Here is a 24747-nt window from a genome sequence, read left to right on the forward strand (position 1 = left end):
TCGGCAGGGTCGCAAGGAATAGACACCTGCATGCGCGTTGCGCAACGCTGTGTTAGGCGTGGTGATTTTCTGGTAACTTGCAACCAGGATTCAGACACAGCGATCCGCTGTTGATCGGGCCCGGCGGGCACCGATGCTGAAGCGTCTTTCTTTTACACCGGCGCCATCCACGCTTGCGGCTCATCGCGGCCGCGCGTCATGGCTCGATCGGTATTGGTTTTGGAGTATTCGCATGGCTCGTATCACTGTCGAGGATTGCCTCGAGCACGTGGATAATCGCTTTGAATTGGTCTTGGTCTCGACCAAGCGTGCCCGTCAGTTGGCCAAGGGGGTCGAGCCCCTGTTGCCCTGGGAGAACGATAAGCCCACAGTGATGGCCTTGCGCGAGATCGCCGCTGGGCTGATCGAGCCGCAGACCCTGGAAGAGGGCGATCGGGCGGCCCAGGATGCCGCTGAGGCCCTGGAGCGCGCATTGGCCGAGGAACTGGCATCACGGGATGCGGAAGACTGAGGCACAGGTTGCGCTGAATGTCGCGCACGCGGGGGCTGCGGCCTCCGCGTTGCCCGCGCGCGTCCATGCGCCCCATGCACCGGCCCCGGGCGTGAAGCCGCCGGGTTCAACGCCAGATCTAACGTTCGGCTCGACATCCGGTTCGACACCGGCCCTGCGCCGGCAGCCCGCCTCCGCGCCAGTCGCCAGTCAAGACGCGCTCCAAGAATCCACGCGCTTCCTCATCAGCGATCTCCTCGGCGAACTCGAGGCCTACCTGCCGTGCGAACAGGTCAGCGAGGTCTACCGCGCCTATCTCTTTGGTGCCGAGGCGCATCAGGGTCAGGAGCGCCAGAGCGGCGAACCCTACATCTACCATCCCATCGCGGTGGCCCGCATCCTCGCCGAGATGCGCATGGATTACAAAGGGCTGATGGCGGCGATCCTGCACGATGTCATCGAGGATACATCGACGGCCAAGGAGCATCTGGCCGAGACCTTCGGTGAGGATGTCGCCGAACTCGTCGATGGCGTCAGCAAGCTCACCCAGATCGACTTTCCCTCCCGCGCCGAGGCCCAGGCTGCGAGCTTCCGCAAGATGATGCTGGCGATGACGCGCGACATCCGCGTCATCCTGATCAAGCTGGCGGATCGGCTGCACAACATGCGCACCCTGGACGCGATGATGCCGGCCAAGCGCCGGCGCATCTCGCGCGAGACCCTCGAGATCTACGCGCCGATCGCCAACCGGCTCGGCATCAACCTGATTCGGCTCGATCTCGAGAACCTCGGCTTTCGCCATCACTGGCCCTGGCGGCACGCGGTGTTATCGCGCACCGTGCACGACAAGCTCCACGGCCAGCGCGAGATGGTGACCAAGGTCGCGGAGACACTGCGCGCCCGCCTCGAGGCCGAGGGCATCGACGCCGAGGTCTTCGGCCGCGAGAAGCATCTCTACAGCATCTATCGCAAGATGAGCGCGAAACGGCGCTCGTTCGAAGACATGGTCGATGTCTTCGGCTTCCGCGTCATCGTCGACCGCGTCGACACCTGTTATCGGGTGCTCGGGCAGGTGCATGACCTCTACAAGCCGGTGCCGGGGCGCTTCAAGGACTATATCGCGATCCCGAAGTCGAACGGCTATCAGTCATTGCACACCGGGCTGATCGGCCCGCTGGGGGTGCCGATCGAGATCCAGATCCGCACCGCCGATATGAACCGGCTCGCCGAGTCTGGCATCGCCGCGCATTGGATGTATAAAAACGCCGGTGAGGCGTCCGGGCCGCAGGTGGCAGCGAAGGATTGGCTGCAGGGCCTGCTCGAGGTGCAACGCGACTCCGGCGACTCGCAGGAGTTCCTCGAGCATGTGAAGGTGGACCTGTTTCCGGACGAGGTCTATGTGTTCACGCCCAAGGGCCGCATCCTGGTGCTGCCGATGGGCGCGACTGTGGTCGACTTCGCCTATGCCATCCACTCCGATGTCGGCAACACCTGCGTGGCCGCGCGCATCGATCGGCGCCTGGCCTCGTTGCGCACGCCCTTGCGCAGTGGCCAGACGATCGAGATCATCACCGCGCCCGGCGCCAAGCCGAACGCGGCCTGGCTGAACTTCGTCGTCACCGGCAAGGCGCGCGCGAGCATTCGCAGCTATCTCAAGAACCTGAAGAACCGTGAGGCGGAGGTCTTGGGCCAGCGCATGCTGACAGCCGAATTGGCGGCCTTCGGACTCACGCTGGAGCAGATCGGCGAGCCGCGCATCCTCGCGCACGCGGTGGAAAGCGGTTTGGACGATAGCGCGCGGCTGTTCGCCGAGATCGGCCTTGGCAACCGCATCCCGATGCTGATCGCGCGCCGCCTAGCGGGCCCCGCCGAGCCGGTACCCGGTGGCGAGGTGGCCGCCAGCGCCGGGGTGCGCGAGAGCGATGTGAGCGGTCGTGGCGCGCGCCGCCTGGCCATTCGCGGCACCGAGGGCATGGTGGTTCATTTCGCCCGCTGCTGTCGGCCGATTCCAGGCGATCCCATCACCGGCCTGTTCAGTGCCGGTAAGGGGATCGTGGTGCATCGCAACGAATGCGGCAACCTCGGTGATTTCCACTCCAAGCGCGATAAGTGGATCGAGGTGGAATGGGCGGAAGACCCACAGGCCGAATTCCAGACCGAGATCCGCGTCGATGTTGGCAATCGTCGCGGCGCGCTCGCCACCATCGCCAGCGCGATCGCCGAGCAGGGCTCGAACATCGAAAATGTGAATTCGCGCGAGAAAGACGGGATGACCACGACCCTGGATTTCCTGGTCAATGTCACCGGACGCAAACATCTGGCCGGGATCATGCGCCGCTTACGCCAGATCCCGGCGGTGACGCGCATCGTGCGCCTCTCCAACGCGGGTCGCTTGCGTGATGGTTTTGGCAAGCGTTGAGTGGGTGGCGTGCCCGGGTGCGGTGCGCGACCGCTCCCGCTTCAACGCCTGCGATCGCGAAACAGACGCCGCCCGCGATAGGCGGTGATCTGCTGCACAATGACCTGAAACGGCAAGTCCTCGAGACGACCGAACTGGGCGATGGCCGATTCGACGATGGCATCGATGTCGTCGATCGTGCTCGGCACCTCCGCCTCTGGATGGAGCAAGGCATGGAGACCACGCAGGCCGCCGACCTGGACGCGCATCGCCTTGGCATGCGGCAGGGCTGAACGGCCATCGGTGGTGTGCAGCGCGAAGCGCGCCTGGGCGCGGAGCAAGTCGATTAGCGCGACACAGCGCGCTTGTGCCTCGTCGGCCTTACAATGGACGCCTTCGCGCTCGGCGATGCAGAAACGCTCGGCACGGCCGCAGGCACACTGGTTGGTCAGGATGCTCTTCTCGAACGGGCAATAACGCTCGTTGATGGCGCTGTAGGTCTCGCGGAAGACGTGGTTGTCCATCGCTGCTGGCCCTGGCTTATTTGCCGGTCAGCTCGCCGAGACGGCGCCGATCGCGCTTGGTCGGCCGTCCACGCTGCTCGCTGCGCAGGCTGGGGCCGGCGGCGCGGCGCTCTTGGACCAGCGCCTGGCGTTTGAGCCGACTCGCCTCGTCCTCGTCGAACAAGAGCACCGCTTCGCTCGCGGGACGGCGCTGCTTGGAGACGGCCCTGACCTCAATCTGCCACTCGAGTTGCCCCTTGTGGATGCTCAGCCGCGTGCCCGGACGCACGGTGCGGCCGGGTTTGGCGCGCTGACCGTCGACATGCACCTTGCCGCCGTTGATCGCCTCGACCGCGAGGGGGCGGGTCTTGAAGAAGCGCGCGGCCCAGAGCCATTTGTCTAGGCGCTGGGCGTCGCTTGCGCCTGTCTCGCCGGCCGGTTGCGCGTTTTCACTCAAGGGCTTGCACTCATGGATGTGCGCTCAGGGATTCCACTGGTGAGCTTGTATTGGCGGCGTCCACGCTATTGCTCGCCGAGCAAGGGGTCCAGCTTGCCGTCCTGATCCAACTCGACCATATCGTCATAACCGCCGATGTGCCGTTCCCCAATGAAGATCTGCGGAACCGTGGTGCGCTGGCTGCGCTGGATCATGGTGCGCATCTCATCCTGGTTCTTATCGACGCGGATCTCGTCAAATTCAACGCCCTTGCGCTTGAGCAATCTGCGTGCACGCACGCAGTAAGGACAGTAGGCGGTCGCATACATCTGCACGATGGGCATAATGATTAAGATCCTACCCGAACGGCTCGCTCACACCGGCCATCACGCCGGTCTTCACTCCGAGCCAGGCTGCTTGAAATCTGGTCGTCACGACCGAATCACCCAAGATTGGCATAGGTGGCCCTAGCGCGCCAAGCCCGATTCTTATCCTAGCCCTCATCCTAGAAGAGCCGAGTAAGCACGCCGATGTATCGCACCACGCCGCCCGTTATCCGCCTGAGCGACTATCAGCCGCCCGAATTCCTGATTGACAGCGTTCAGCTGCGCTTTGAACTCGACGAACAACAGACCCTGGTCGAGGCCGAGCTGAGCCTGCGCCGCAATCCTGCGGCGACCCGTGGCGACGGCGATCTGCGCCTCGATGGCGAGCAGCTCGAACTCGAGGCGATCCGCCTCAACGAGCGGCCGCTCACCCCGGCCGAGTATCAGGTCGAGGATGACCATCTGCGCGTGCGCCGGGTTCCGGATCGGTGTCGGTTATGGACCCGGGTGCGGCTGAATCCAAGCGCGAATACGGCGTTGGAGGGGCTCTACGTCTCCGGCGACATGCTCTGCACCCAGTGCGAGGCCGAGGGCTTTCGGCGCATCACCTATTTTCTCGATCGCCCGGACGTGATGGCGACCTATCGCGTGACGCTGATCGCTGATCCAGCGCGTTATCCGGTCCTGCTGGCGAATGGCAATCCGGCCGGCGACGAGGAGCGGCTCGACGACGGCCGGCTGTACGTGCATTGGGATGACCCGTTCCCCAAGCCCAGTTATCTCTTCGCGGTCGTTGCTGGCGATCTGCGCGCGGTCGAGGATCACTTCGAGACCACCTCCGGGCGCCAGATCACCTTGCGTATCTATGTCGAGCCCGGCAACGAGGACAAGTGCGACCACGCCATGCGCTCGCTGATCGCGGCCATGCGCTGGGACGAGGCGCGCTATGGCCGCGAGTACGATCTGGAGGTGTTCAACATCGTCGCCGTGAGTCACTTCAACATGGGCGCGATGGAGAACAAGGGTCTCAACGTCTTCAACGCCAAGTACATCCTGGCGCGCCCGGAGTCGGCCACCGATGCCGATTTCGCCGGCATCGAGGGCGTGGTCGCGCATGAGTATTTCCACAACTGGACCGGCAACCGCATCACCTGCCGTGATTGGTTCCAGCTCAGCCTGAAGGAGGGCTTCACCGTCTATCGCGATCAGGCGTTCTCGGCCGATCAGGGCTCGCGCGAGGTCAAACGTATCGAGGATGTGCGCCTGCTGCGCGCGCGCCAATTCCCCGAGGATTCGGGTCCGATGGCGCATCCGGTGCGCCCGGACTCCTATATCGAGATCAACAACTTCTACACCGCCACGGTGTACGAGAAGGGCGCCGAGCTGGTGCGCATGCAGGCCCATCTGCTCGGCCCGGAGCGCTTTCGCCAGGCGACCGATCTGTACTTCGAGCGCTTCGACGGCCAGGCCGTGACCACCGATGACTTCGTCGCCTGCATGGCGTCCGCCAGCGGGGTCGATCTGACCCAATTCAAACGCTGGTATAGCCAGGCCGGTACGCCGCAACTCGACTGCGCAGATCGGTTTGACGCCGCAACCGGCACCTATCGGCTCGAGGTGCGCCAGCACACACCCGCCACGCCGGGGCAGTCAGAGAAGCAGCCGTTGCACATCCCGCTCGCGCTCGGCTTGCTCGATGCCAAGGGGCAGGATCTGCCGCTCCAGTTGCAGGGCGAGACGACTGTCCCGGCGTCAGGCACGCGCCTGCTCGAGCTGCGCCAGCCGGTCGAGACCTTCGTCTTCACCGGCCTCGCCGAGCAACCAGTGCCGTCGCTGCTGCGTGGCTTCTCGGCGCCGGTGCGCATCAGTTATCCCTACACCGACGCCCAGCTCAGCTTCCTGATGGCGCATGACAGCGACGGCTTCAATCGCTGGGATGCGGCGCAGACGCTGGCCCAGCGCCTGCTTTTGGCGATGGTCGACGCGCCCGCAAAGCCGGTGCCGGACCGCTTTCTGGAAGCCTTCGCCCGTGCGCTCGCGGACGAGACGGCGGACCCGGCGCTGATCGCCGAGGTGCTGACTCTACCCTCCGAGAGCTATCTCGGCGATCAGATGCAGGTGGTCGATGTCGATGGCATCCATCGCGCCCGCCAGGCGCTGGCCGCTGCGATTGGAACCCGCTTGCGCGAGCCGCTACTGGCTGCCTACGCACGCACCCGCAGCGACGCGGGCTTCGATCTGAGCCATGCCTCGATGGGGCGTCGCGCGCTCGGCAATCTTTGTCTTGGCTATCTGGTCCGCGCTGGCAATGTCGAGGCCTTGGATTTGGCACGGCAACAGTTTGACGCGCAACAGAACATGACCGACGTGATCGCCGCACTGCGGATGTTGGTCGAGGCGCCGCCTGCGGTGCCCACTACGGCATCCGCTGACGCCTCAGCAGAGACTGCAACGCAAGCACTCGCGGCCTTCTATCAGCGCTGGTCGGGCGAGCCGCTGGTGATCGACAAATGGTTCACGCTGCAGGCGCAGAGCAGCCGCGTCAATACTTTGGCGCGGGTCGAACGGTTGCTCGCGCACCCGGACTTCTCGCTGACGAACCCGAATCGGGTGCGGGCCTTGATCGGTGCCTTCGCGGGCGGCAATCCGGTGCGCTTCCATGCCGCCGATGGCGCTGGCTATCGCTTCCTCACCGACCGCATCCTCGAACTCGATCCGCTCAATCCGCAGATCGCCTCGCGCCTGGTCTATCCAATGACACGCTGGCGCCGCTACGACCAAGGCCGCCAACAGCTCCAGCGCGACCAGCTCGAGCGTATCCTTGAGGTCGAAGGACTCTCGAACGATGTCTACGAGGTCGTCTCCAAGAGCTTGGAGTAGGCAGCCGCCGGCGCTCGCCGCGCAAATGGCTCCGCGTGTCGGCCATGCCCGCCGGCTATGCTAATCTTGCGCGCTCATGACGCTTCCCAACCGACAAAGGAATCCCTGATGCTGACGGGTCTCCACGCCTTGATCTTCGATGTCGACGGTACCTTGGCCGATACCGAGCGTGATGGTCATCGCCCCGCCTTCAATGCCGCGTTCGCCGAGGCCGGTCTCGACTGGCACTGGTCCGTAGAGCTGTATGGCGAGCTGCTCGCGGTGACCGGTGGCAAGGAGCGCATGCGCCATTATCTGGCCCAGTACCGGCCTGAGTTCGCATTCGACAAGCAGGTCTATTCGGACATGGATGCACTGATCGCGCACTTGCATCGGCGCAAGACCGAGCACTATGTGGCGCTGCTGGGCAAAGGGGGAATTCCGTTGCGCACGGGCGTGTTGCGCCTGCTGCGCGAGGCCCGTGAGGCCGGCGTGCGGCTAGCGATCGCTACCACCACCACGCCGGAGAATGTGACCGCGCTGCTCGAGTCCGGGCCGGAGCCGGGCCTGGTGGACTGGTTCGAGGTCATCGCCGCTGGCGACGTGGTGCGTGAGAAGAAACCGGCCCCGGATATCTTCGAGCTGGCCTTGGCGCAGCTGAACCTCCCAGCCTCGGCCTGTGTCGCGATCGAGGATTCCGAGAACGGCGTGCGTTCCGCGCTCGGTGCCGGTCTCGAGGCGCTGTTGGTGACGACCAGTTCCTACACGGAAACTCAAGACTTCAGCGGCGCAACCCTGGTGGTGGATCAACTCGGCGAGCCCGGTGATTCGGCGAGCGCCTCGCGCGGTGACCTCGGGGGGGCTGGCTATGTCGATCTCGAGGTGCTGCGCCGGCTGCGCGAGCAGGTGTTCGGCTGAGCGTGGAGACGGGCAGCGATTGCGGTCATCCATCAGGTTGAGTACAGACGTGGATCACAGGATCAGCGGGATCTGTGCCAACTCGGTCAGCACCCGATCGGGGCTGACGCCGTCGAGCGCGCGATCCTGCTCGCGCAACCTCAGCGAGCGCATATCACCGGCGAACAGCGCGGTGTGCATGCCGAGCCGGCTGGCCGGCCAGATGTCGTTGCGCCGGTCGTTGCCGACATAGAGCACCTGATCGGGGCGCAGGCCGTGCTCCCGCGCGAGGCCATTGAGGGCGACCTCATAGGGGCCTGTCGAGGGCTTGGCCTCGCCCAGCGCATAGGACCAGGCGCTCAAGGCGGGCGCCAGTCCCAGGGCTTCGGGGGTATCGCCGAGCAAGGCCTCTAGGATCAGCGGGGTGTAGAACTGGGCGTTGGAGACGATGCCCATCACCAGCCCGCGCTGGCGCAGGGTCGCGAGGAGATCGGCGAGCCCGGGCATGGTCCAGACAGAGTTGACTCGGCATTCGTATTCGACCGCGATCCGTTGCAGCTGCTGCGGTGTCGGCTGCAAGCCAACGCCGGCGAGCAGCGTTTCCCAGATCGTTAGGATGTCGACCTCGGGGTAGCGGATGCCATTCGTGCGGGCCCGGGCATGATGGGCTTGGATCGCCTCATCGAGGTGCGCGCCGAGGTCGAGTTGGTGCTGCGCCCCGTGCGTCCCAGTCACTGAATGTGCTTCGGTCACTGCGTTCGGATCGAGTTCGGCTGCGTCGAGGATCTCACCGAGCCGGAGCGCTCGCGCCCGATCCCCGCCGAGCCCGATGTCGCCGCTGGCCGAGATCAGCAAGGTGCCATAGATATCGAACAGCACGGCGCGGATGCCCGCGAGTGGCCCCAACTGGGGCTCGATCGCCGTTGGCGTGGGCTGCAGCGGTGTGCAGAGGGCGCGAATGCGGGTCAACAGTTTGGGGTCAGTCATGCGGATACCGATACATTTATGCTAACGCTTGTTGACAAGCGCCAACACATGCACGCTCATGTCTGAGCGAGGGTGTATCTACCAAGGCTCGCAGGAAAATCCCGCGAGCGCCGTTGATGTCACGGTCGACGGTGATCCCGCCGCTCGTGATCGTTTTCGCGCCACCGATCTGCTTGATCTCGCCGCTCCAGCTTGCCGTCTTCGAGGTGTAGGCTTCGTTGACGCGCAACACCGCTTTTCCAGCCTGCTTCGCGGCGGACTCCAAGCGTTGCCCGAAGCGAAAGAAGGCATAGCCCAGCATCGAGCGAACCGTTTTCGATCGAATCTTGCGCGTGGTCCGCGCTGCCATGTCCTTCGTCTCGAAGGTCGGCAACAGGATCAGGTCGAAGCGATCCAGTAGGAAACGAATCGACTGACAGTGCAACTCGTCCACCAGATCGCGGATCTTCCAGCGCAACCGCTGGATCGCTTTCTTGATCCTCGCCTTTTGTCGGCACTTCGCCTTGGCGAGACGCGAAATGAGTCGATCCAAGTGAACGCACAACCGAGCGATCCGGGCGAAGTCGCCGTCGCCGATCTTGAACGCCTGATCTTCGGCAAAGCCGGTCAAAAAGGTGCGGATGCCCGGATCGAGCGCCACCACGCGACTTTGGTTCTCGGTCGGCATGACAGGCACACGATAGGGGACGATCACGAACCACCGGCCTTGTTCGCAGACCAGGCGCGAATCCCGTGGGTTGTCGGGGAAGTCCTCGGCGCGTTTGAGGCGTCCGGCAATCCTCGGGTAAATGCCCGCGTCCTTGAGTGCTGAGGAGGGGATGAAGCAGGATTGCTTCGGGTTTTTCCGCGAACGGAAACGCAGATCGAAGGCTTCGCCGGTCTGTTTCAGCTTGCGGACGCCGTTGGAGAAGGCTTTGTAGGCGTCCTCAATGGCGATCTTTTTGATCTGATATGGGATCGCTCCGGCCCAATCCGGTAGGCTCGGCAGGACGATCTTTGCCGCCCCCATCCAATGTCCCGCCCGTTCCTCCTTGGGCAGGTTGAGATGCTTGACGGTTTCGTTGTAGACGTATCTTGAGGTTCCGAGCCACTGCCGAAACAGGCTCTTCTGTTCCGTCGTCGGGTAGACCCTGATGCGTGTTGCCTTGGTGACTTCGCCGCCCGTGCATCCTGCAAGAGAAGTGATGGAGGATGGCGAGTAGATCGGCGGTGAGTTCGGCTTCTCTGGATTGATCGATTGGTTGATCGAGAACCACGACTTCCCCGCCGTTGCGTTCAACGAGGAAGGCGATGAGATCGACGCCGACTCTGGCGAGTCGGTCGCGATGGGCAACCACAACGCGGAGCTTATCGCCGCGCAGGAGTCGTTCCAGTAGGGCACGCAGCCCTTTGCGCTTGAAGTTGAGTCCGCTGCCAATGTCTTGGATGACCTCGGCTTGTGGGTAGACAAGGCGCAGGCGTTCGATTTGTCTGAATAGCTCGTCGCGTTGCTTGGCGCTGCTGACGCGGGCGTAGAGGACAACGGACGCATCGGCGGCACGGCGCAGGTAGGCGTCCACGTCGAACAGACGTTGCCCGGCGGCGTTGCGGATGGTGGCGATGAGTCCGTGGTCGGCATAGCGGCGTAGCGTGTTGGGATGCAGTCCAAGTTCGGCAACGGCCTTGCGGAGAGGGACGTAGGCCATGCATTGTACAAAAGTTTGCAAAAGTGAGTTTATGTTAGCTTATCTTTAACTGTTACTCAACCTCGGAGTGATGGTTATGATCCCGGCCTCTTCAGGTGCGCAGCAGATAGAGCCGCTCCGGCGCCTGGAAACGGGCGATCAGCGCCTGGCCATCAGCCTGGTCGCGCACGGGCGCGCTTGGCGCGGCAAGCAGGGCGCGGTAGATCGCCTCCAGCCGGCGCCGATAGCCGTCGAGCATGTACTCGCGTTCGACGACCGCGCGATTGTGCGCGATCCGATCCGCGTCCGCCGCCAGCGGCGGGGTGGTCGCGTCGAGCGCGGAGCGGGCCGTCGGATCAGCGCGCAGATGTCGCAGCATCTGGGCTTGGGCCTCCTCGTCGAGCCGGCCGAAGTCGATCTGGTCTCTATCATCGATGGCGGCCTGCCAGGCGCGGGCAAGATCATCGGGATCGCGCGCGCGACCATAGGCGCGGGCGGTGGTGGCCAGCACCGCGTCCATGCGCTGACGCAGCGCGGCGGCGTCCAACCACTCCAGCGGTACTGGCAGGCGCTGATAGAGACCGCTAAGGTCGATGCCTTCTGCGCTGAAATCGGCGGTGATCTCCGGCAGATCGCGGCCGGCGAGTGGGCGGCCGATCAGCCAGGGCTCGAGGAACGCGAGGCCGAAGCCCTCGCCGACGCTGGTGCTGATCAGTGCATGGCTGGAGGCGAGCAGGGCGCCGAAGTCGTCGCCACGGGCGCCGAGTTCCAAATCGACGGGCAGCGCTAGTTCTTGCGCCAGCGCGACCCAGCGCGCATAGGTCGGCTGCTCAACGGGATTGTGCGGCGCCTGGGTGGTTGCGAAGCGGTCCTCGGGGCCGGCCAGCGCGGCCCAGAACAGCAACTCGCCGAGATTCTTGCGGCGGATGGCTCGGGTTGGATAGAGCCAGCGGCGGTGATCGAGCCTGGTTGCAGCCTGTTCGCCGCCGGACTTGCCACCAAGTCCGCCGTCAATCTCGGCGCTACCAAGCCCGCTGCCAAGCTCGACGCTGGTCTCGCGGTGGCGTGCTTGGGCCAGCTCGGCGGCGAACGAGACCGCGTTCGGCAGCCGGTGGCGTTGCGATTCGGGCACGCCGGCGGCGGCCAGAAAACGGTTATCGCGCGCGTTCAGCGTTGCATAGTGGATCTGTGGCGCGAGCGGGTAGAGCCGGGTCGCGAGCGTTGCACCATCTTGGGCGCCTAGGGTCTCGAGCATGCGCCGGTAGAGGGCAGGGCGGCCATCCTCGGCGAAATCGTGCGGCTGTAGCAACAGTGGTTGACCGGCCTTGGCGAGCCTGAGAAGCGCGTCGGGCAGCGCCAGATTCTTGCCCAGGCAATGGTTGTGGACATGCCAGAGGTCCGGCGCGCCGCCGAGCGCACGTTGCGCGGCCTGCTCCATGGCGCGCTGTAACACGCTCGGCCCCAGGGGCTCGCGCTGCTCCTCGTAGCCGAGCGCAGGGATGACCTCGACGCGGGCGGCGAGGAGCGCGCCTACTCGTTGCGGCGGTTCACCGCTGAGCACTGCGACCTGGTGGCCGGCGGCCGCCAAGGCCGCGCAGGCGTGCTGGATGACGCGAGTGACGCCGCCGGTCCGTAGATGAAAATGGACGATCGCGATGCGCATGCTGTGGGATCATAGCCCGAATTGTCGGTCGGGTTGAGCAGGGTGCGTGGCCGTATGGGGTGGCCGTTTCCACAACGACGACCATCGGCGCGGGTCGATCGCGCCATGCTCAGCCATCGGGCCATCGAGGTGTCGGGCACAGGTTATGCAAAAGCAGATGACATGAAGCAACCGGAACAGATTGGCTTTGTCTCGACCCGCTTCGCCGGCACCGATGGTGTCTCGTTGGAAGCGGCCAAATGGGCCGAGGTGCTCTGGCAACGCGGTCACGTCAGTTTTTGGTACGCCGGGGTGCTCGATCGCGATCCGGCGATGAGTCTCTGCATCCCGGAGGCCTTCTTCGATCATTCCGAAAACCAATGGATCACCGCCCAGCTCTGGGGCCAGACTCGCCGCAGCCCCGAGGTCAGCCGCCGCATCCACGCGCTGGCCGCCTATCTGAAATCGACGCTCTATGAATTCCGCGCGCGCTTCGATCTGGATGTGCTGATCATCGAGAACGCGCTCACCATCCCGATGCACATTCCGCTCGGGGTCGCCATCACCGAGTTCTTGCTCGAGACCGGCATGCCGGCGATCGCCCATCATCACGATTTCATGTGGGAGCGACAGCGCTTCCAGATCTCGGCGGTCGATGACTATCTGGAGATGGCCTTCCCGCCGCGGGTACCTCAGCTGCAGCATGTGGTGATCAATCAGGCCGCGCGCGAGGAGATCGCCTGGCGCAAGGGCCTGCCGATCATCCTGGTGCCGAATTTCTTCGACTTCGAGCATCCGCCCGGCCCGCCAGACGCCTATGCCGCCGATGCGCGCCAGGCGCTCGGGCTGCTGCCGGAGGATCACCTGATCCTGCAGCCGACTCGCATCGTGCCGCGCAAGGGCATCGAGAACGCGATTCATCTGATCCGCCGGCTTAAGCTCGCGCGCGCGCATCTGGTGATCTCGCATCAGAGCGGTGACGAAGGCTTCGAGTACGAGCGCCAGATCCAGCAGCTCGCGCACGATGAAGGGGTCTCGCTGAAGCTGTTTGGCGAGCGCATGGCCGATCGACGCCAGCTCGATCAGAACGGGCAGAAGGTCTATGTGCTCAGCGATCTCTATCCGCACGCTGATTTGGTGACCTTCCCGAGCCTCTACGAGGGCTTCGGCAACGCGCTGCTGGAGGCGATCTACTTCCGGCTGCCGATCGTGATCGGACGCTACAGCGTCTATCAGCGCGATATCGAGCCCAAGGGCTTCCAGTTACCGGTGATCGATGGGGTCATCGATCAGTCCACCGTCAAGCAGACGCGGATGATCCTGGATGATGCCGACCATCGCGAGGCGCTGGTCGAGCACAATTACCAGGTGGCCAGCCGCTTCTACAGCTATCGCGTGCTGCGCGACAGCCTGAGCGGCATGATCAACAACCTGCGCAATAGGACGGGGTGAGCCATGGTGGTGGTCGATCGGCGCCTCTATGAGCGCATCCAAGAACGCCTGCGGCGCCTCTATGGCGCGCAAGCGCTACCGCGCTTGATGGATCGGCTGCAGCTGATCATCGGTCGCTACGGCGTCGGCGCCGAGTGTCCGCCCGAGGCCGCCGGTTGCGCGCCCTGGGACCAGACCGACGCGATCCTGATCACCTATGGCGACATGGTCTGCGCCAAACATGAGGCGCCGTTGGCCACGCTGCGGCGATTCCTGGAGCAGAAGGTCGGCACGGCGATCTCGACGCTGCATCTGTTGCCCTGCTTCCCGTATAGCTCCGACGATGGCTTTGCGGTGATCGACTATCGGCGGATCGATCCCGCCTTGGGTGATTGGCCGCAGGTCGACGCCTTGGCCGAGGACTATCGGTTGATGCTGGATCTGGTGATCAATCATGTCTCGAGCCAGAGCCGTTGGTTTCAGGCCTACACCAATGGCATGGCGCCGGAGCGCCATTATTTCCTCGAGGTCGATCCCAAGGCCGATCTCTCGAGCGTGGTACGCCCGCGCACATCGGCGCTGCTGCGGCCGGTGCAGACGCCCGCCGGCGAGCGCCATGTCTGGGCGACCTTCGGTCAGGATCAGATCGATGTCGACTTCAGCAATCCGGATGTGCTGTTCGAGTATCTGGATATCCTGCTGTTCTACGTCCACCACGGTGCCCAGATCATTCGCCTGGATGCGATCGCCTATCTCTGGAAGCAGCTCGGCAGCTCCTGTATCCACCTGCCGCAAACCCACGAGGTGGTCAAACTGCTGCGTGATCTGCTGAATCTGGTGGCGCCAACGGTGCTGCTGATGACCGAGACCAATGTCCCGCATGCTGAGAACATCAGCTATTTCGGCCAGGGTGATGAGGCGCATCTGGTCTATCAATTCAGCCTGCCGCCGCTGCTCTTGCATGCGATGCACAGCGGCAATGGACGCTATCTGAGCGAGTGGGCCGCACAACTGGCGCCGCCGCTCGCCGGCTGCACCTACCTCAACTTCACCGCCTCGCATGATGGGATTGGGGTGCGACCGCTCGAGGGGCTGCTGCCGCAAGCCCAGCTCGACGGGTTGGTCGCAGCGATGGAGGAGCGCGGTGGCCTGGTCTCGCGGCGCAGTCATCCGGATGGTTCAGCCACGCCCTACGAGCTTAATATCACCTACTTCGATGCGGTTGGCGTGCCTGGTGATCAGGCGACCTCGATCCTGCGCTTCTTGTGCGCACAGACCATCGCGATGAGTCTGCAGGGCATTCCGGGGATCTATTTCAACAGCTTGCTCGGGGCCTCGAACAACCTGCGTGGGGCCGAGCAGAGTGGCCGTGCGCGGAGCATCAACCGGCAGAAATGGGCGCTGCCCGAACTCGAGGCGATGTTGGGCGAGTCATCGACGCATCAGGCGCGGCGGCTGTTGCCGGAATATCTGCGGCGACTTAGGATTCGACAGGCGCAGCCCGCGTTTCATCCAGAGGGGGCGCAGCGCGTGCTGGAGCTGCCGGCCGGTCTGTTCGGCGTCTGCCGGTTCGCGCCAGATGGTCGCCAAACCCTCTGGATGGTGGCCAATCTGACCGGCGCGCCGATTCAGCTCGCCTTCGGGCGTCTAGTGCGCCGTTCGCGCGAGCAGCGCTGGGCCGAGCTGATCGGGGGTTGGCGCCAGAGCGGCGATCAGTTACCGGGCCGCTTTGAACTCGAGCCCTATCAGGTCGTCTGGCTGGTCGATCAAACCCGATAGATCCTGGATTCTTGCCATCGCTATCGCCATTGATTCCCATGTCCTCGCCATCGTCTGTCTTCTCTTGGGTCTCGCCTCTGCGACCGCTGGCGCGAGCGCGTCTCGCAGGCCGGCGTCTGTCGGTCTATCGGTCGGGCGGCTTGCCGCTGGTGCCGATGTTGGTGCCAATGTTGGTGCTGGCGCTGACTGGCTGCGCCGGCAGCAGCGCGAACACGGTTGACCTCATGCATGTGAGCTGCCTGCAGGCGCCACAGCCGGGCCGTTGCAGTGAACCGCGCACGGCCTTCTATTACGACTACCGAACCGACAGCTGTAAGCTGTTCGCGCGCGGGGTCTGCGATCCGGACTGGCCATTCCGCTCGATGCGCGACTGCGTCAAGGCCTGCGGTGGAAAGGCCGCGCCCTAGGGGCTCCCGGCCTGACGGGAACGGCTCTGGAAAGGATCATGTGGGTGATGACCGAGTTCGAACAGGACTATCCGGCGGCGGCCCGACGTTGCTTCAAGGACGGCACGCTGCTGCTGGAGCAAGGTTGCTTCGCCAATGCTAGCCCGACTTCGACTATTCGGCCCTTATTCCGCAGCAAGCCATTGATTCTTCTTTCCACGAAGAAAAAGGTCGGCACTACAAACTGTGGATCAGGCGCGTTGTGATACCTGCTCGGAGGTGATCCTCGGTGGTGGCTGCTCGGGCAAGGTCAGGCGCAGCTGATTCAGGAGCAACTGCTGATCCTTCTCGGGCGCGGTGTGACGACTGAGGATCAGGGTTCGCCCGTCAGTGGTTGGCAAATGCACATCGACCATCTGTAGCGCGGCGAACTTCTCCAACGCCGCGCGTGGCGTCAGCCCGGGCGCAAAGGCGCGCAGGCGCTGCTTGAGGGTCACTTGCAGGCAGTAGGCAAGGAAGGCCACAAAGATGTGCGCCTCAATGCGGTTATCGCGTTGATGGAAGATCGGACGGATCGACAGGTCCCCTTTCAGCTCCTTGAACGCCTGCTCAACCTCGGTGAGTTGGATGTCGTATCGCCACAGCGTGGCGGGCTCTTCGTCGCAGAGATTGGAGCGCAGCAGGTAGCGGCCCTCGCGGCGGCGCACTTGGCGCAGCTTCTTGCGGTTGAGTGCGAAGGTGAAGGTCTCGGCGTTGACCGGTTGGTCAGCCTTGGGCAGCGTGATGCGCAATAAGTGATAGGCGCGCCCGGCCTCCTTCTTGGCCGCACCGAGCTTGATGAGTAGCTCGTCGCGCGAAGGGGCTTGGCGCTGCAACTCCTTGAGTCGCTGACACAGCCGCTTGAGCCGGCGCATGGCGCGCTCCTTGTGCAGGCGCCCGAGGCTGCGCGCGAGGACGTAGACCTCGCCGTCTTTTTCCAGCAGTTTGACATCGACCTGCTCGCGCACCTGTGCCCAGGGCTTGGTCAAAAAGGCCTTCTCGAGCTTGGTCAAGCGCCCCTTGGGCGTGCCGACCAGATAATGCACGGGCTGTTCGCTCGCGCGCATCAGCGCGAGCGACTCCTCTGTTGGGATACCCCGGTCCATGATCCAGACCCGATCAGCCCGGCCATACTGGGCTTCGATCTTGGCCAGGAAGTCCGTCAGCGTCGTCTTGTCACTGGTATTGCCCGGTAAGACCTCGTAGGCCAATGGGAACCCATCAGGGGTGACGATCAGTGCGATCACCACCTGCACGCAGTCAGGACGTTTGTCGCGACTGTAGCCAAAGCGGCGCTTGCCGGCCTCGGGCGGATCGGACTCGAAGTAGGTGCTGGTCAGGTCATAGAGCAAGACATCGAAGCGCACCCCAAACAGCGAGACCCAACGCTCCTGGAGGTCAGAGAACAGCGCGCGCTTGTGCGCGAGCAGCTTGTCCAAACAGCGGTACAGCGTGTGGCTGTGGGCGACGGTGAAATCCTCGCCGAGCAGATCGCCGATGGCACTGTGGTCAAACCAATGCCGATGCAGGCGCCATTCGCTGCCGGGGTCGATCAGGCGGTAACAGACCAGGGTCTTGAGCACGTTGAGCCAGCGCGTGCCCTTGCGACTCGGCACCAAACGCGGCGCCCAGAAGTCATCCAGACGCAGCTGCCCCCACAGTTCGCACATCAGCCAGCAGGCGCCCCATTGACGGGGTCGGCACAACCGCAAACCGCTCAGACGCACCTGGATGACGTCGCAATCGAGGACGGGGGCCAGACGGTCCTCAGGAAACAGCGCCACCTGTGCCGAAACGCCTTCGTCTTCGCTCACCACCTCGATCGTGCGGCACCACGCCGCCTTTTGGGCGTCGTTGATCTCGCCGAGATACAGCACCTGGCGCTGCACCACGCGCCCGCCGGCGACGCGGCGATTCTCGACAATGCTCCAGTAGCGGTGTTCCTTGCCGTCTTTGCGGCGCGTCTTTGAGCGCAAGAACATGCCGCCAGTGTCGGTGAAAAAGCACCGCTGCTCAACGACCTAGGTCGGCACTACAGCAGGATTTCAACATCCAGGGTCAGGAAAATCAGGTGCTTGTGCGCCGCCGGGCGGCCAAATAGGGCGAATTCGGCCAAATCTGAGGGCGAATAGTCGAAGTCGGGCTAGGGCAGTGGCTCGAGGTGCAGGTGGCTGGTGTCGCTGGCGCTGGCGCTTTCGGCGTCCTGGCTGCCGTGCCGATGAGCGTGCTGGTGGGCGCTGACCGGGAGCAGGGCGAGGTTGCCGTGATGCACTCCCGGCTGGGCCATGATGGTGTCGGCGAAGGCCTGCACGCGGTGGCTCGGGCCGCGCAGGATGGCGGTTTCGAGGCAGTGATCGTGGCTCAGATGCACATGCATGGTCGAGACCGTGAGATCGTGATGCGCATGGTGTGCGCTGGTCAGGCGCGCGGCGAGTTCGCGCTCGTGATGATTGTAGACGTAGCTCAGGGTCGCGATGCAATCGCCCTCGGGCCGCGTGTTGAGCTGTTCGCTCTGCAGGCGATCGCGGATCAGGTCGCGGATGGCCTCGGAGCGGTTGCCATAGCCGCGCTTGGCCATGTAGCCCTCGAAGGCGTCGGTGAGCGGGTCGTCGAGTGTGATGGTGATGCGGTGCATGGTTCGGTTGCCTGGTTGCCTGGTTGCCTGGTGCCTGGTTGCCTGGTGCCTGGTTGCCTGATCGTCTGGCTGCGTGACGCGGATGTGGGATCGATGCTGGTATGATCATGCCATCATTCTTGCTTACTCCTCGCTCCGCATGGCTCATATTCCTGATGGTGTGCTTTCGGCGCCGGTGCTGATCAGTGGCGCCTTGGTCTCCACTGGACTACTTGGCGTGGCCTTGCATCGCCTGCGCGAGGCCGAGCTGCCGCAGGCCGCAGTGTTGGCGGCGACGTTTTTTGTCTCCTCGCTGATCAGCGTGCCGCTCGGCCCGAGCAGTGTCCACCTGTTGTTGAACGGATTGATGGGGCTGCTGTTGGGCTGGGCGGCGGTGCCGGCGATCTTCGTCGCGCTGCTGCTCCAGGCGGTCTTTTTCGGTTTTGGCGGCCTGCTGGTGCTGGGCGTCAATACCATGAATCTGGCGCTGCCGGCACTGATCGTCGCGCTCTTGTTGCGGCCCATGTTGCAACGAGTGGCGAACCTTGCGCCAGACTCCGCGCCAACCCACGAGCCGGACTCTGTGCCGGCTTCCGAGCCGGCCTCAGCGCCAGCCCGCGCGCCAGAGCGCACGGCGTCAGGTACTGCGCCAGGCATGGACATTCCCGCGACGCGGGCCGGGGACGGAGCATCTCCATCTCCGCAGGTATCGAGCACGCAGCGGCGCCAAGTCCTCATGATCGGCAGCGCCGCCGGGGTGCTCGCCGTGTCACTGACCGGGCTGATGCTCTCGGCGAGCCTGGTGCTCAGTGGCGAGGCCTTCTGGCCGGCGGCGCGTGTCATTGCCCTCAGCTTCATCCCGCTGGCGCTGATCGAAGGCGCGTTAACCGGTATCGTGGTCGCTTTCTTGCTGCGGGTCGAGCCGGCACTGCTGCGACTGGAGGCCTGACATGCTGAGTGGAACGGAGTGTGGTGATCCGGGGACCGGTCGGGCACGCAGGGTGACCGCTCAGCTCCTGTTAGGGCTGTTTCTGCTGATGGTGGCCAGCGCGAGTGTTGCCCATCGCTTGCAGGTCTTTGCCGCCGCCGACGGTGCCGAGATCCAAGGCCGCGCCTATTTCGTCGGCGGACATCCGGCTCGCGGTGTCGCTATCCAGGTGCTGGATGGCGAGGGCAAGACCGTCAACGAGCTGAAGTCCGATGCCGAGGGACGTTTTCGCGTGAGTGTCAGTGCGGCTCAGGATTATCTGATTGTTGCCAATGCCGCAGACGGCCATCGCGCTGAATGGCCGATCTCAGCGGCGGAGTGGGTTGGGCTTGTCGATGAGTCTGTTGCCACTGGAGCGGACAGGCTTGCCGAGCCAGCGCCGAGGGAGCCAGCAACGCGGGATGCGCTCTGCCTTCAGGGCACCGAGCTTGAGCGCGCGCTGAGCGCGGTGATCGAACGCTCGGTCGAGCAGGCTGTCGCCCGCCAACTGCGACCCCTGCGCGAGTCTTTGGCCGAAGCGCAGGCGCAGGTCGCCTTACGCGATCTGCTCGGTGGCCTCGGATATATCGCCGGTCTCGCCGGACTCGGACTCTGGTGGACGCGACGGCGCAAGCCATCGGGCACGGACGACACGGATGGCTGAACCCCGGCCGCCCGATCGATCCGAGTCGATGCAAGATGGACGGGAGCTGGCTGGATTGGAGCTGGCTGGCCTCGGACAGCCGCTGGCCGAGCACGGGGATCGGTTCACGCACTTCGATCCGCAGGCGCGCCTGATCCTTGCCGCGCTGCTTGCGCTGACGGTGGTCTCGTTGCAGACGTTGAGCGCGGGCGGGGTCGCGCTGCTCGCGGCCGGCGCCATCGCCAGGCTCGGTGGTGTCTCGCCACGGCGCCTGCGTACTCTGTTACCGCTTGAGTTGTTGATGCTGGTGTTGCTGCTGACCTTGCCGTTCTCGGTGCCGGGCACGCCGCTGCTGACCGTCGGGCCGCTGATGGCGAGCCGCGAGGGGGGCGCGCTCGCGTTGCTGATCCTATTCAAGGCCAACGCTGTGGTCTTGATCCTGTTCGGCTTGGTCGGCAGCCTCGGTGCCGGGCCGACGGTACACGCATTGGCGCGCCTTGGGCTGCCAAGCAAGCTTTGCCAGATGTTGCTGCTGACGTTGCGCCAGGTCGATCTGGTCGGCGACGAATATGCGCGCATGCGCCTGGCGATGCGCGCACGCGCCTTCGTGCCGCGCAGCGATCGACATAGCTGGCGTGCGCTCGGTTGGTTGATCGGCATGTTGCTGGTGCGCAGCCTGGCGCGCGCGCGGCGGGTGGCCGATGCGATGCGCTGTCGCGGCTTCGATGGCCGGCTGCACCTGCTGCGACACTTCCATTGGCGGCGGCGCGAGACACTGCTGTTGCTGGGCGTGTCGCCATTGCTTGTCGGACTGCTTCTGCTCGACCATTGGGGATGGAGCGGCTGGACTGATTGGGCTGGCTGGACTGGCTTGGGAGCGGCTTGACTGACTTGAGCCACTGGAACAGCTTGAGCGGCCTGAGCGGCCTGAGCGCCGGGGCAACGGGGCGACAAGCCACTGGCTGGGAGATGCATACAATGAATGAACCTAAGGCCGCCACCGCGAAGGATGACGTGCTCGTCGATCTCGAGGACATCGACTTCGGCTATGGTCCCAAGCCGCTGCTGAGCGGGCTCGATCTGCGCATTGGCTGCGGCGAGCGGGTCGCCTTGATCGGTCCGAACGGCGCCGGCAAGAGCACATTGCTGCATCTGATCGTCGGCCTGTTGCGCCCGCGCGCCGGTCGCATCCGCGTGTTGGGCAAGGAGTGCCGCGACGAGGCCGATTTCCGCGCCGTCCGGGCCAAGGTCGGGCTGGTGTTCCAGCACAGCGATGACCAGCTCTTCTGCCCGACGGTGCTCGACGATGTCGCCTTCGGGCCGTTGAACCTGGGGCACCCGCCCGACGCGGCCGCAGCCATCGCGCAGCGCACGCTGGCAGCCTTGGGGCTCGCGGGCTATGGCGAGCGTATTACACATCGGCTCTCCGGCGGCGAGAAGCGGCTGGTGGCCCTGGCCACGGTGCTGGCCATGGAGCCGGAGCTGCTCTTGCTCGATGAGCCGACCAGTGGATTGGATGGCGCCAGCGAGGCGCGGCTGCTCGATCATCTGTGCGCGTTGCCGCAGGCCATGCTGATCGTCTCGCACGAGCAGCGCGTGCTCGAACGTCTCGGCACCCGCGCGCTGTTGCTGCAAGAGGGTCGCCTGCTCGAGGCCGAGCTGCATCGACATCCGCATCGCCACGCCCATCTGCATCTGCACGCGCCAGGCCTGACCGACGATCACGCCCATCCGAGCGGGTGTGCGGCGCATGCCCATCCGCATCCAGACGACGACACCGAGCAATCATGACCGAGCACCCCGACGATCTCGAATCCTTGCAAGCCAAGCTCGAGCGCGAGACCGCCAAGATCCCCTGGCGCGAGTTGCAGCGTTTCTTCGCCCAAGGCCGCGCTATTCAGGTCGCCGCCGGGATGGACTTGATCGAGGTGGCCCTGGCCATCGGCCGTGATGACGCCACGCAGGTCGAGCGCTGGATGGCGGCAGGACAGATCGAGCGAGTGAGCGATGCGCAAGCGACACGCTGGATCGAGGCCGATGTGCTGGTCTGGGCGGTGGTGGTGCGTCCCTGGGTGCTGGTGCAGCCGCTGGATTCTGGTCGCTCGACCTGATCGCCCGACAACACTGACCCAAGAGCCCAGATTCCACGAGACCGGGAAGACCGCCGCTTGTTCAGTGGTCGGGTCGAACGGCTCTATCCTGGCCCAGGATCGCCATCGTTGGGCGCGAGGACGCCAGTAGCGCGCGGCCGTGTTTCGAGCCCCATGGCGTGCAGATAGGCGCTGGCGCTGGCCGCTTGGGTGTAGTCGGCGACCGCCTGTTGCAAGATGTTGGCAGAGAGTGGCGCGGCTAGGGTCTGCAGGATCGCGGCCGCTAGCGCCTCGCTGTCGCCGACCGGAACCAGCGGACCGAAGCGGCCATCGGCCAGCAGTTCGCGGGGGCCACTAGGGCAATCGGTGGCGACCGCTGGGATGCCGAGCGCAAGCGCCTCAGTGAGGACATTGGGCGAGCCCTCCCAAGCCGACGAGAGCACGAACAGATCGGCCCGCGCGAGCCAGCGGTAGGGATTGGTCTGAAAGCCCGGCAGCTCGAGATCGCCGTCGGCGCCGAGCCGCAAGCCGAGCGACTTGGCCAGGGCTTCCAAAGCGCCTCGGCCACGTCCCTCGCCGATGATGATCAGCCGGCAGGCGCGTTGACGCCTGACCAGGCTGAACGCGCGCAGCAGTGTCGGAAAGTCTTTCTGGCGCTGCAGGCGGCCAGCGCCGATGAGGATCGGGATGGATTCAGTCTTGAGCAGCCAGGGATGCGGGCAGGGTGCGGCGGCTAGGTCGGCAAGACCGGGGGTGATGACCGGGTTGCGGATCACACGGATCTGACTGCGTGAGAGCCGCACGATCCGCGCGGTATCCTCGGCGACCCCCGCAGAGACGGCGACGATACGCTCGATGGCCGGGTAGAGGAGGCGAATCGGCAGTAGCCGCAGCCAGCGCTGGAGGAGGCCGCGCCCGCTCAGCGCGGCGGAGAGATGGGTGCCGAGCCGCAGCACTAGGCGCGTCTCGGTGCGGGCGAGCGCGCGGGCCATGACCGCCGCACGACCCGCGCGATCCTTCACCGCCAGCAGTACCGACGGGCGTTCCCGACGCAGCCAGCGTGCAAGTGCGAAGGTTGCCAGCAGGGTATGGCCGGGACCGAGTGGGACGCGGCGCACCTCGGCCGGTAGCTGTTCAAGCGCCACGCTGCTCGCGCGCACCAGCAGCAGGTCGACCGCATAGCCTTGGTCGCAGAAGCCCTGGATCAGATGCACCAGCATCCGCTCCACGCCGCCTTGCCCGGAGAAGGAGGCGAAGATGGCGATGCGCTTGCGTGGCGTTGGCATCATTCGATGAAGGCCGTTGGATCGGAACGGCCAGCGGCGGTATAGGCGTACTTCGCGCGCTGCGAGTCAAGAGCGGAGCGCCTCGTGACGATCAGGGAGCGAGGCTGTTTTCCGCCGATGTGGCCATCTCGCGCAGGCAGTTGGGGCAGAGACAGTCGTCGTATTGGCCTTGCAGGGTCTTTAGGATCGGCAACGAGACCTTGACCACGACACAGTCGCAGTGGCGCAGGTCGTCGACCTTGCACTCGAAGTTGGTTCCGCAGCGCGGGCATTGCTTGGTGCCTTCTGTGAGGGGCTGATTCCAGGTCATGGGCTGGTCCTCGCGGTTAGGGTCGATGGTTTAGCGTTTCGATCTTCTCCGGCCTTAAATGGAGCGCGCTGCGGCCGATTTCAGCGCTGGCGATTGCACTGACGCAGTGGCTCGGATGCTGCCGGCAACGCTAACCTGCCTTACTCGTGGCTGCGGACGACCGTTATGGTGGCTTCAACTGACGTCATTTAGATGCGGCATCGGGTCGCGCCTGCACGCGCTCGCGCTCAGGCGCTGGCGTCGATGATCACCGGGGCGCTGAGCGGCTGCTCGTCCAGCCAGGTCCGACGATCGCCGCCGAGCGCCAGTCGACCCTCGGCGAACCAGCGTACCGCCAGCGGATAGATGTGATGCTCCTGCGCGAGCACGCGCGCCGCGAGCTGGGCAGGGTCATCATCCGGCAATACCGGCACCCGCGCCTGCAGGATTGCCGGCCCGCCATCGAGTTCGGCGGTGACGAAATGGACTGTGGCGCCATGCCAGGGATCGCCGGCCTCGAGCACGCGCTCATGGGTGTGCAGGCCGCGATAGCGCGGCAGCAGGGAGGGATGGATGTTGAGCATCCGCCCCTGCCACTGTTCGACAAACCCGGGGGTCAGGATGCGCATGAAGCCGGCGAGGGCGATCAGGTCTGGAGCCTGGGCACACAGCAGATCCGCGAGCGCCGCGTCATAGGCCGCGCGCGTCTCGAAGCCGCGATGGCTTAGCGTTCGCGTCGGGATGCCGGCGCGTCGTGCGCGCTCCAGGCCGAAGGCGTTGGCGCGGTTGCTGATGACGAGACCGATCTCGAACGGCGCGTCAGCGCGCTGGCTGTCATCGATCAGCGCCTGCAGGTTGCTGCCGCTGCCGGAGATCAGCACCGCGAGGCGCGTGCGGGTGCTCATCGCAACTGCCCTCGGTAGCTCACAGCCGCGCGTGCGGTGGCATCGGTAGCGGCCCCCTCGCCCCCCGCGGCGGTGGTGGCCCCCCCCCCGGCGCGGTCGGCGCGGTGGGCGCGCGG

24 protein-coding genes and 2 pseudogenes are annotated in these 24747 nt (G+C 64.8%); 13 read left to right on the forward strand and 13 right to left on the reverse strand.

Translation table 11 applies throughout. From position 1 onward, the window contains the following. Positions 1-232 precede the first annotated feature (232 nt). Both rpoZ and AC54T3_RS13525 read left to right on the forward strand, forming a co-directional pair. Positions 233-511: a DNA-directed RNA polymerase subunit omega gene (gene rpoZ / locus AC54T3_RS13520; RefSeq protein ID WP_201244104.1), complete on the forward strand. Its 279-nt coding sequence runs from the start codon at positions 233-235 to the stop codon at positions 509-511. Further along, the gene (locus AC54T3_RS13525; protein ID WP_496625522.1) at positions 498-2909 is read left to right on the forward strand and encodes a RelA/SpoT family protein; all 2412 of its coding nucleotides are present in this window, start codon (positions 498-500) and stop codon (positions 2907-2909) included. The genes rpoZ and AC54T3_RS13525 overlap by 14 nt, the downstream gene beginning before the upstream one ends. A gap of 41 nt (positions 2910-2950) precedes the next feature. Here the strand turns inward: AC54T3_RS13525 and AC54T3_RS13530 are convergent, their stop codons facing one another. From AC54T3_RS13530 to grxC, 3 genes are all read right to left on the reverse strand, one after another. After that, a complete protein-coding gene (locus AC54T3_RS13530; protein WP_496625524.1) occupies positions 2951-3412 on the reverse strand; it encodes a hypothetical protein in 462 nt (153 codons plus the stop codon). Positions 3413-3428: 16 nt separating this feature from the next. Continuing rightward, positions 3429-3848, reverse strand: coding sequence for an RNA-binding S4 domain-containing protein (locus AC54T3_RS13535; RefSeq protein ID WP_496625526.1), 420 nt, complete (start codon positions 3846-3848; stop codon positions 3429-3431). Between the two features lie 65 nt (positions 3849-3913). Further along, the gene (gene grxC / locus AC54T3_RS13540; RefSeq protein WP_496625527.1) at positions 3914-4171 is read right to left on the reverse strand and encodes a glutaredoxin 3; all 258 of its coding nucleotides are present in this window, start codon (positions 4169-4171) and stop codon (positions 3914-3916) included. Positions 4172-4357: 186 nt separating this feature from the next. On the opposite strand from grxC, the gene pepN reads away from it, so the two are divergent. Both pepN and AC54T3_RS13550 read left to right on the forward strand, forming a co-directional pair. Then, positions 4358-7033 (forward strand): aminopeptidase N, encoded by a 2676-nt coding sequence (gene pepN / locus AC54T3_RS13545; RefSeq protein ID WP_496625528.1) that lies wholly within the window; start codon positions 4358-4360, stop codon positions 7031-7033. Positions 7034-7141: 108 nt separating this feature from the next. Further along, positions 7142-7930, forward strand: coding sequence for an HAD family hydrolase (locus AC54T3_RS13550; RefSeq protein ID WP_496625530.1), 789 nt, complete (start codon positions 7142-7144; stop codon positions 7928-7930). 54 nt (positions 7931-7984) lie between these two features. Here AC54T3_RS13550 and AC54T3_RS13555 read toward each other — a convergent pair whose 3' ends face one another. From AC54T3_RS13555 to AC54T3_RS13575, 5 genes and pseudogenes are all read right to left on the reverse strand, one after another. Further along, complete coding sequence (locus tag AC54T3_RS13555) at positions 7985-8896, reverse strand: HAD family hydrolase (RefSeq protein WP_496625532.1); 912 nt, start codon at positions 8894-8896, stop codon at positions 7985-7987. Positions 8897-8912: 16 nt separating this feature from the next. Then, a complete protein-coding gene (locus tag AC54T3_RS13560) occupies positions 8913-9998 on the reverse strand; it encodes an RNA-guided endonuclease InsQ/TnpB family protein (RefSeq protein WP_496625558.1) in 1086 nt (361 codons plus the stop codon). Next, positions 9999-10100, reverse strand: a pseudogene (locus AC54T3_RS13565) (hypothetical protein); the annotation flags it as partial. Then, a pseudogene (locus tag AC54T3_RS13570) lies at positions 10051-10581 on the reverse strand (IS607 family transposase); the annotation flags it as partial. The pseudogenes AC54T3_RS13565 and AC54T3_RS13570, both read right to left, overlap by 50 nt. A gap of 91 nt (positions 10582-10672) precedes the next feature. After that, positions 10673-12223 (reverse strand): glycosyltransferase, encoded by a 1551-nt coding sequence (locus AC54T3_RS13575; protein ID WP_496625534.1) that lies wholly within the window; start codon positions 12221-12223, stop codon positions 10673-10675. A gap of 162 nt (positions 12224-12385) precedes the next feature. On the opposite strand from AC54T3_RS13575, the gene AC54T3_RS13580 reads away from it, so the two are divergent. The 4 genes from AC54T3_RS13580 (at position 12386) to AC54T3_RS13595 (ending at position 16064) form a co-directional block, all read left to right on the forward strand. Beyond that, positions 12386-13654: a glycosyltransferase gene (locus tag AC54T3_RS13580; protein WP_496625535.1), complete on the forward strand. Its 1269-nt coding sequence runs from the start codon at positions 12386-12388 to the stop codon at positions 13652-13654. 3 nt (positions 13655-13657) lie between these two features. Beyond that, positions 13658-15412 (forward strand): sugar phosphorylase, encoded by a 1755-nt coding sequence (locus tag AC54T3_RS13585; RefSeq protein ID WP_496625537.1) that lies wholly within the window; start codon positions 13658-13660, stop codon positions 15410-15412. 155 nt (positions 15413-15567) lie between these two features. Beyond that, on the forward strand, positions 15568-15819 hold the full coding sequence (locus tag AC54T3_RS13590) for a BPTI/Kunitz-type proteinase inhibitor domain-containing protein (RefSeq protein WP_496625538.1): 252 nt from the start codon (positions 15568-15570) through the stop codon (positions 15817-15819). Positions 15820-15866: 47 nt separating this feature from the next. After that, positions 15867-16064 (forward strand): hypothetical protein, encoded by a 198-nt coding sequence (locus AC54T3_RS13595; protein ID WP_496625540.1) that lies wholly within the window; start codon positions 15867-15869, stop codon positions 16062-16064. On the opposite strand, the gene AC54T3_RS13600 is transcribed toward AC54T3_RS13595, so the two are convergent. Together AC54T3_RS13600 and nikR are read right to left on the reverse strand one after the other, a co-directional pair. After that, positions 16050-17819: an IS1634 family transposase gene (locus AC54T3_RS13600; protein ID WP_496625542.1), complete on the reverse strand. Its 1770-nt coding sequence runs from the start codon at positions 17817-17819 to the stop codon at positions 16050-16052. The two genes, AC54T3_RS13595 and AC54T3_RS13600, sit on opposite strands and share 15 nt — an antisense overlap. A 161-nt stretch (positions 17820-17980) precedes the next feature. Continuing rightward, entirely contained in the window at positions 17981-18472 is a 492-nt protein-coding gene (nikR, locus tag AC54T3_RS13605; RefSeq protein ID WP_496625543.1) for a nickel-responsive transcriptional regulator NikR, read from the reverse strand. Between the two features lie 139 nt (positions 18473-18611). On the opposite strand from nikR, the gene AC54T3_RS13610 reads away from it, so the two are divergent. The 5 genes from AC54T3_RS13610 (at position 18612) to AC54T3_RS13630 (ending at position 22172) form a co-directional block, all read left to right on the forward strand. Beyond that, complete coding sequence (locus AC54T3_RS13610) at positions 18612-19400, forward strand: CbiM family transporter (protein ID WP_496625545.1); 789 nt, start codon at positions 18612-18614, stop codon at positions 19398-19400. A 1-nt stretch (position 19401) separates the two neighbouring features. Then, entirely contained in the window at positions 19402-20082 is a 681-nt protein-coding gene (locus AC54T3_RS13615; RefSeq protein ID WP_496625547.1) for a NikL family nickel/cobalt ECF transporter subunit, read from the forward strand. A 28-nt stretch (positions 20083-20110) separates the two neighbouring features. Beyond that, positions 20111-20947 (forward strand): cobalt ECF transporter T component CbiQ, encoded by an 837-nt coding sequence (gene cbiQ, locus AC54T3_RS13620; protein ID WP_496625549.1) that lies wholly within the window; start codon positions 20111-20113, stop codon positions 20945-20947. Positions 20948-21039: 92 nt separating this feature from the next. Then, positions 21040-21852 carry an energy-coupling factor ABC transporter ATP-binding protein gene (locus tag AC54T3_RS13625; protein WP_496625551.1) on the forward strand — a complete coding sequence of 271 codons (813 nt, stop codon included), beginning with the start codon at positions 21040-21042 and terminating at the stop codon, positions 21850-21852. Next, a complete protein-coding gene (locus AC54T3_RS13630; protein ID WP_496625552.1) occupies positions 21849-22172 on the forward strand; it encodes a DUF2288 domain-containing protein in 324 nt (107 codons plus the stop codon). Before AC54T3_RS13625 ends, AC54T3_RS13630 begins: the two co-directional genes overlap by 4 nt. Positions 22173-22255: 83 nt before the next feature. On the opposite strand, the gene AC54T3_RS13635 is transcribed toward AC54T3_RS13630, so the two are convergent. From AC54T3_RS13635 to purN, 3 genes are all read right to left on the reverse strand, one after another. After that, positions 22256-23437: a glycosyltransferase gene (locus AC54T3_RS13635; protein ID WP_496625560.1), complete on the reverse strand. Its 1182-nt coding sequence runs from the start codon at positions 23435-23437 to the stop codon at positions 22256-22258. 91 nt (positions 23438-23528) lie between these two features. Beyond that, positions 23529-23747, reverse strand: a complete 219-nt coding sequence (locus AC54T3_RS13640) for a cysteine-rich CWC family protein (protein WP_496625554.1) — start codon at positions 23745-23747, stop codon at positions 23529-23531. 227 nt (positions 23748-23974) lie between these two features. After that, complete coding sequence (gene purN, locus AC54T3_RS13645) at positions 23975-24631, reverse strand: phosphoribosylglycinamide formyltransferase (protein ID WP_496625555.1); 657 nt, start codon at positions 24629-24631, stop codon at positions 23975-23977. Positions 24632-24747: the final 116 nt, after the last annotated feature.

It is taken from the genome of Halochromatium sp. NSM3, assembly GCF_059621085.1.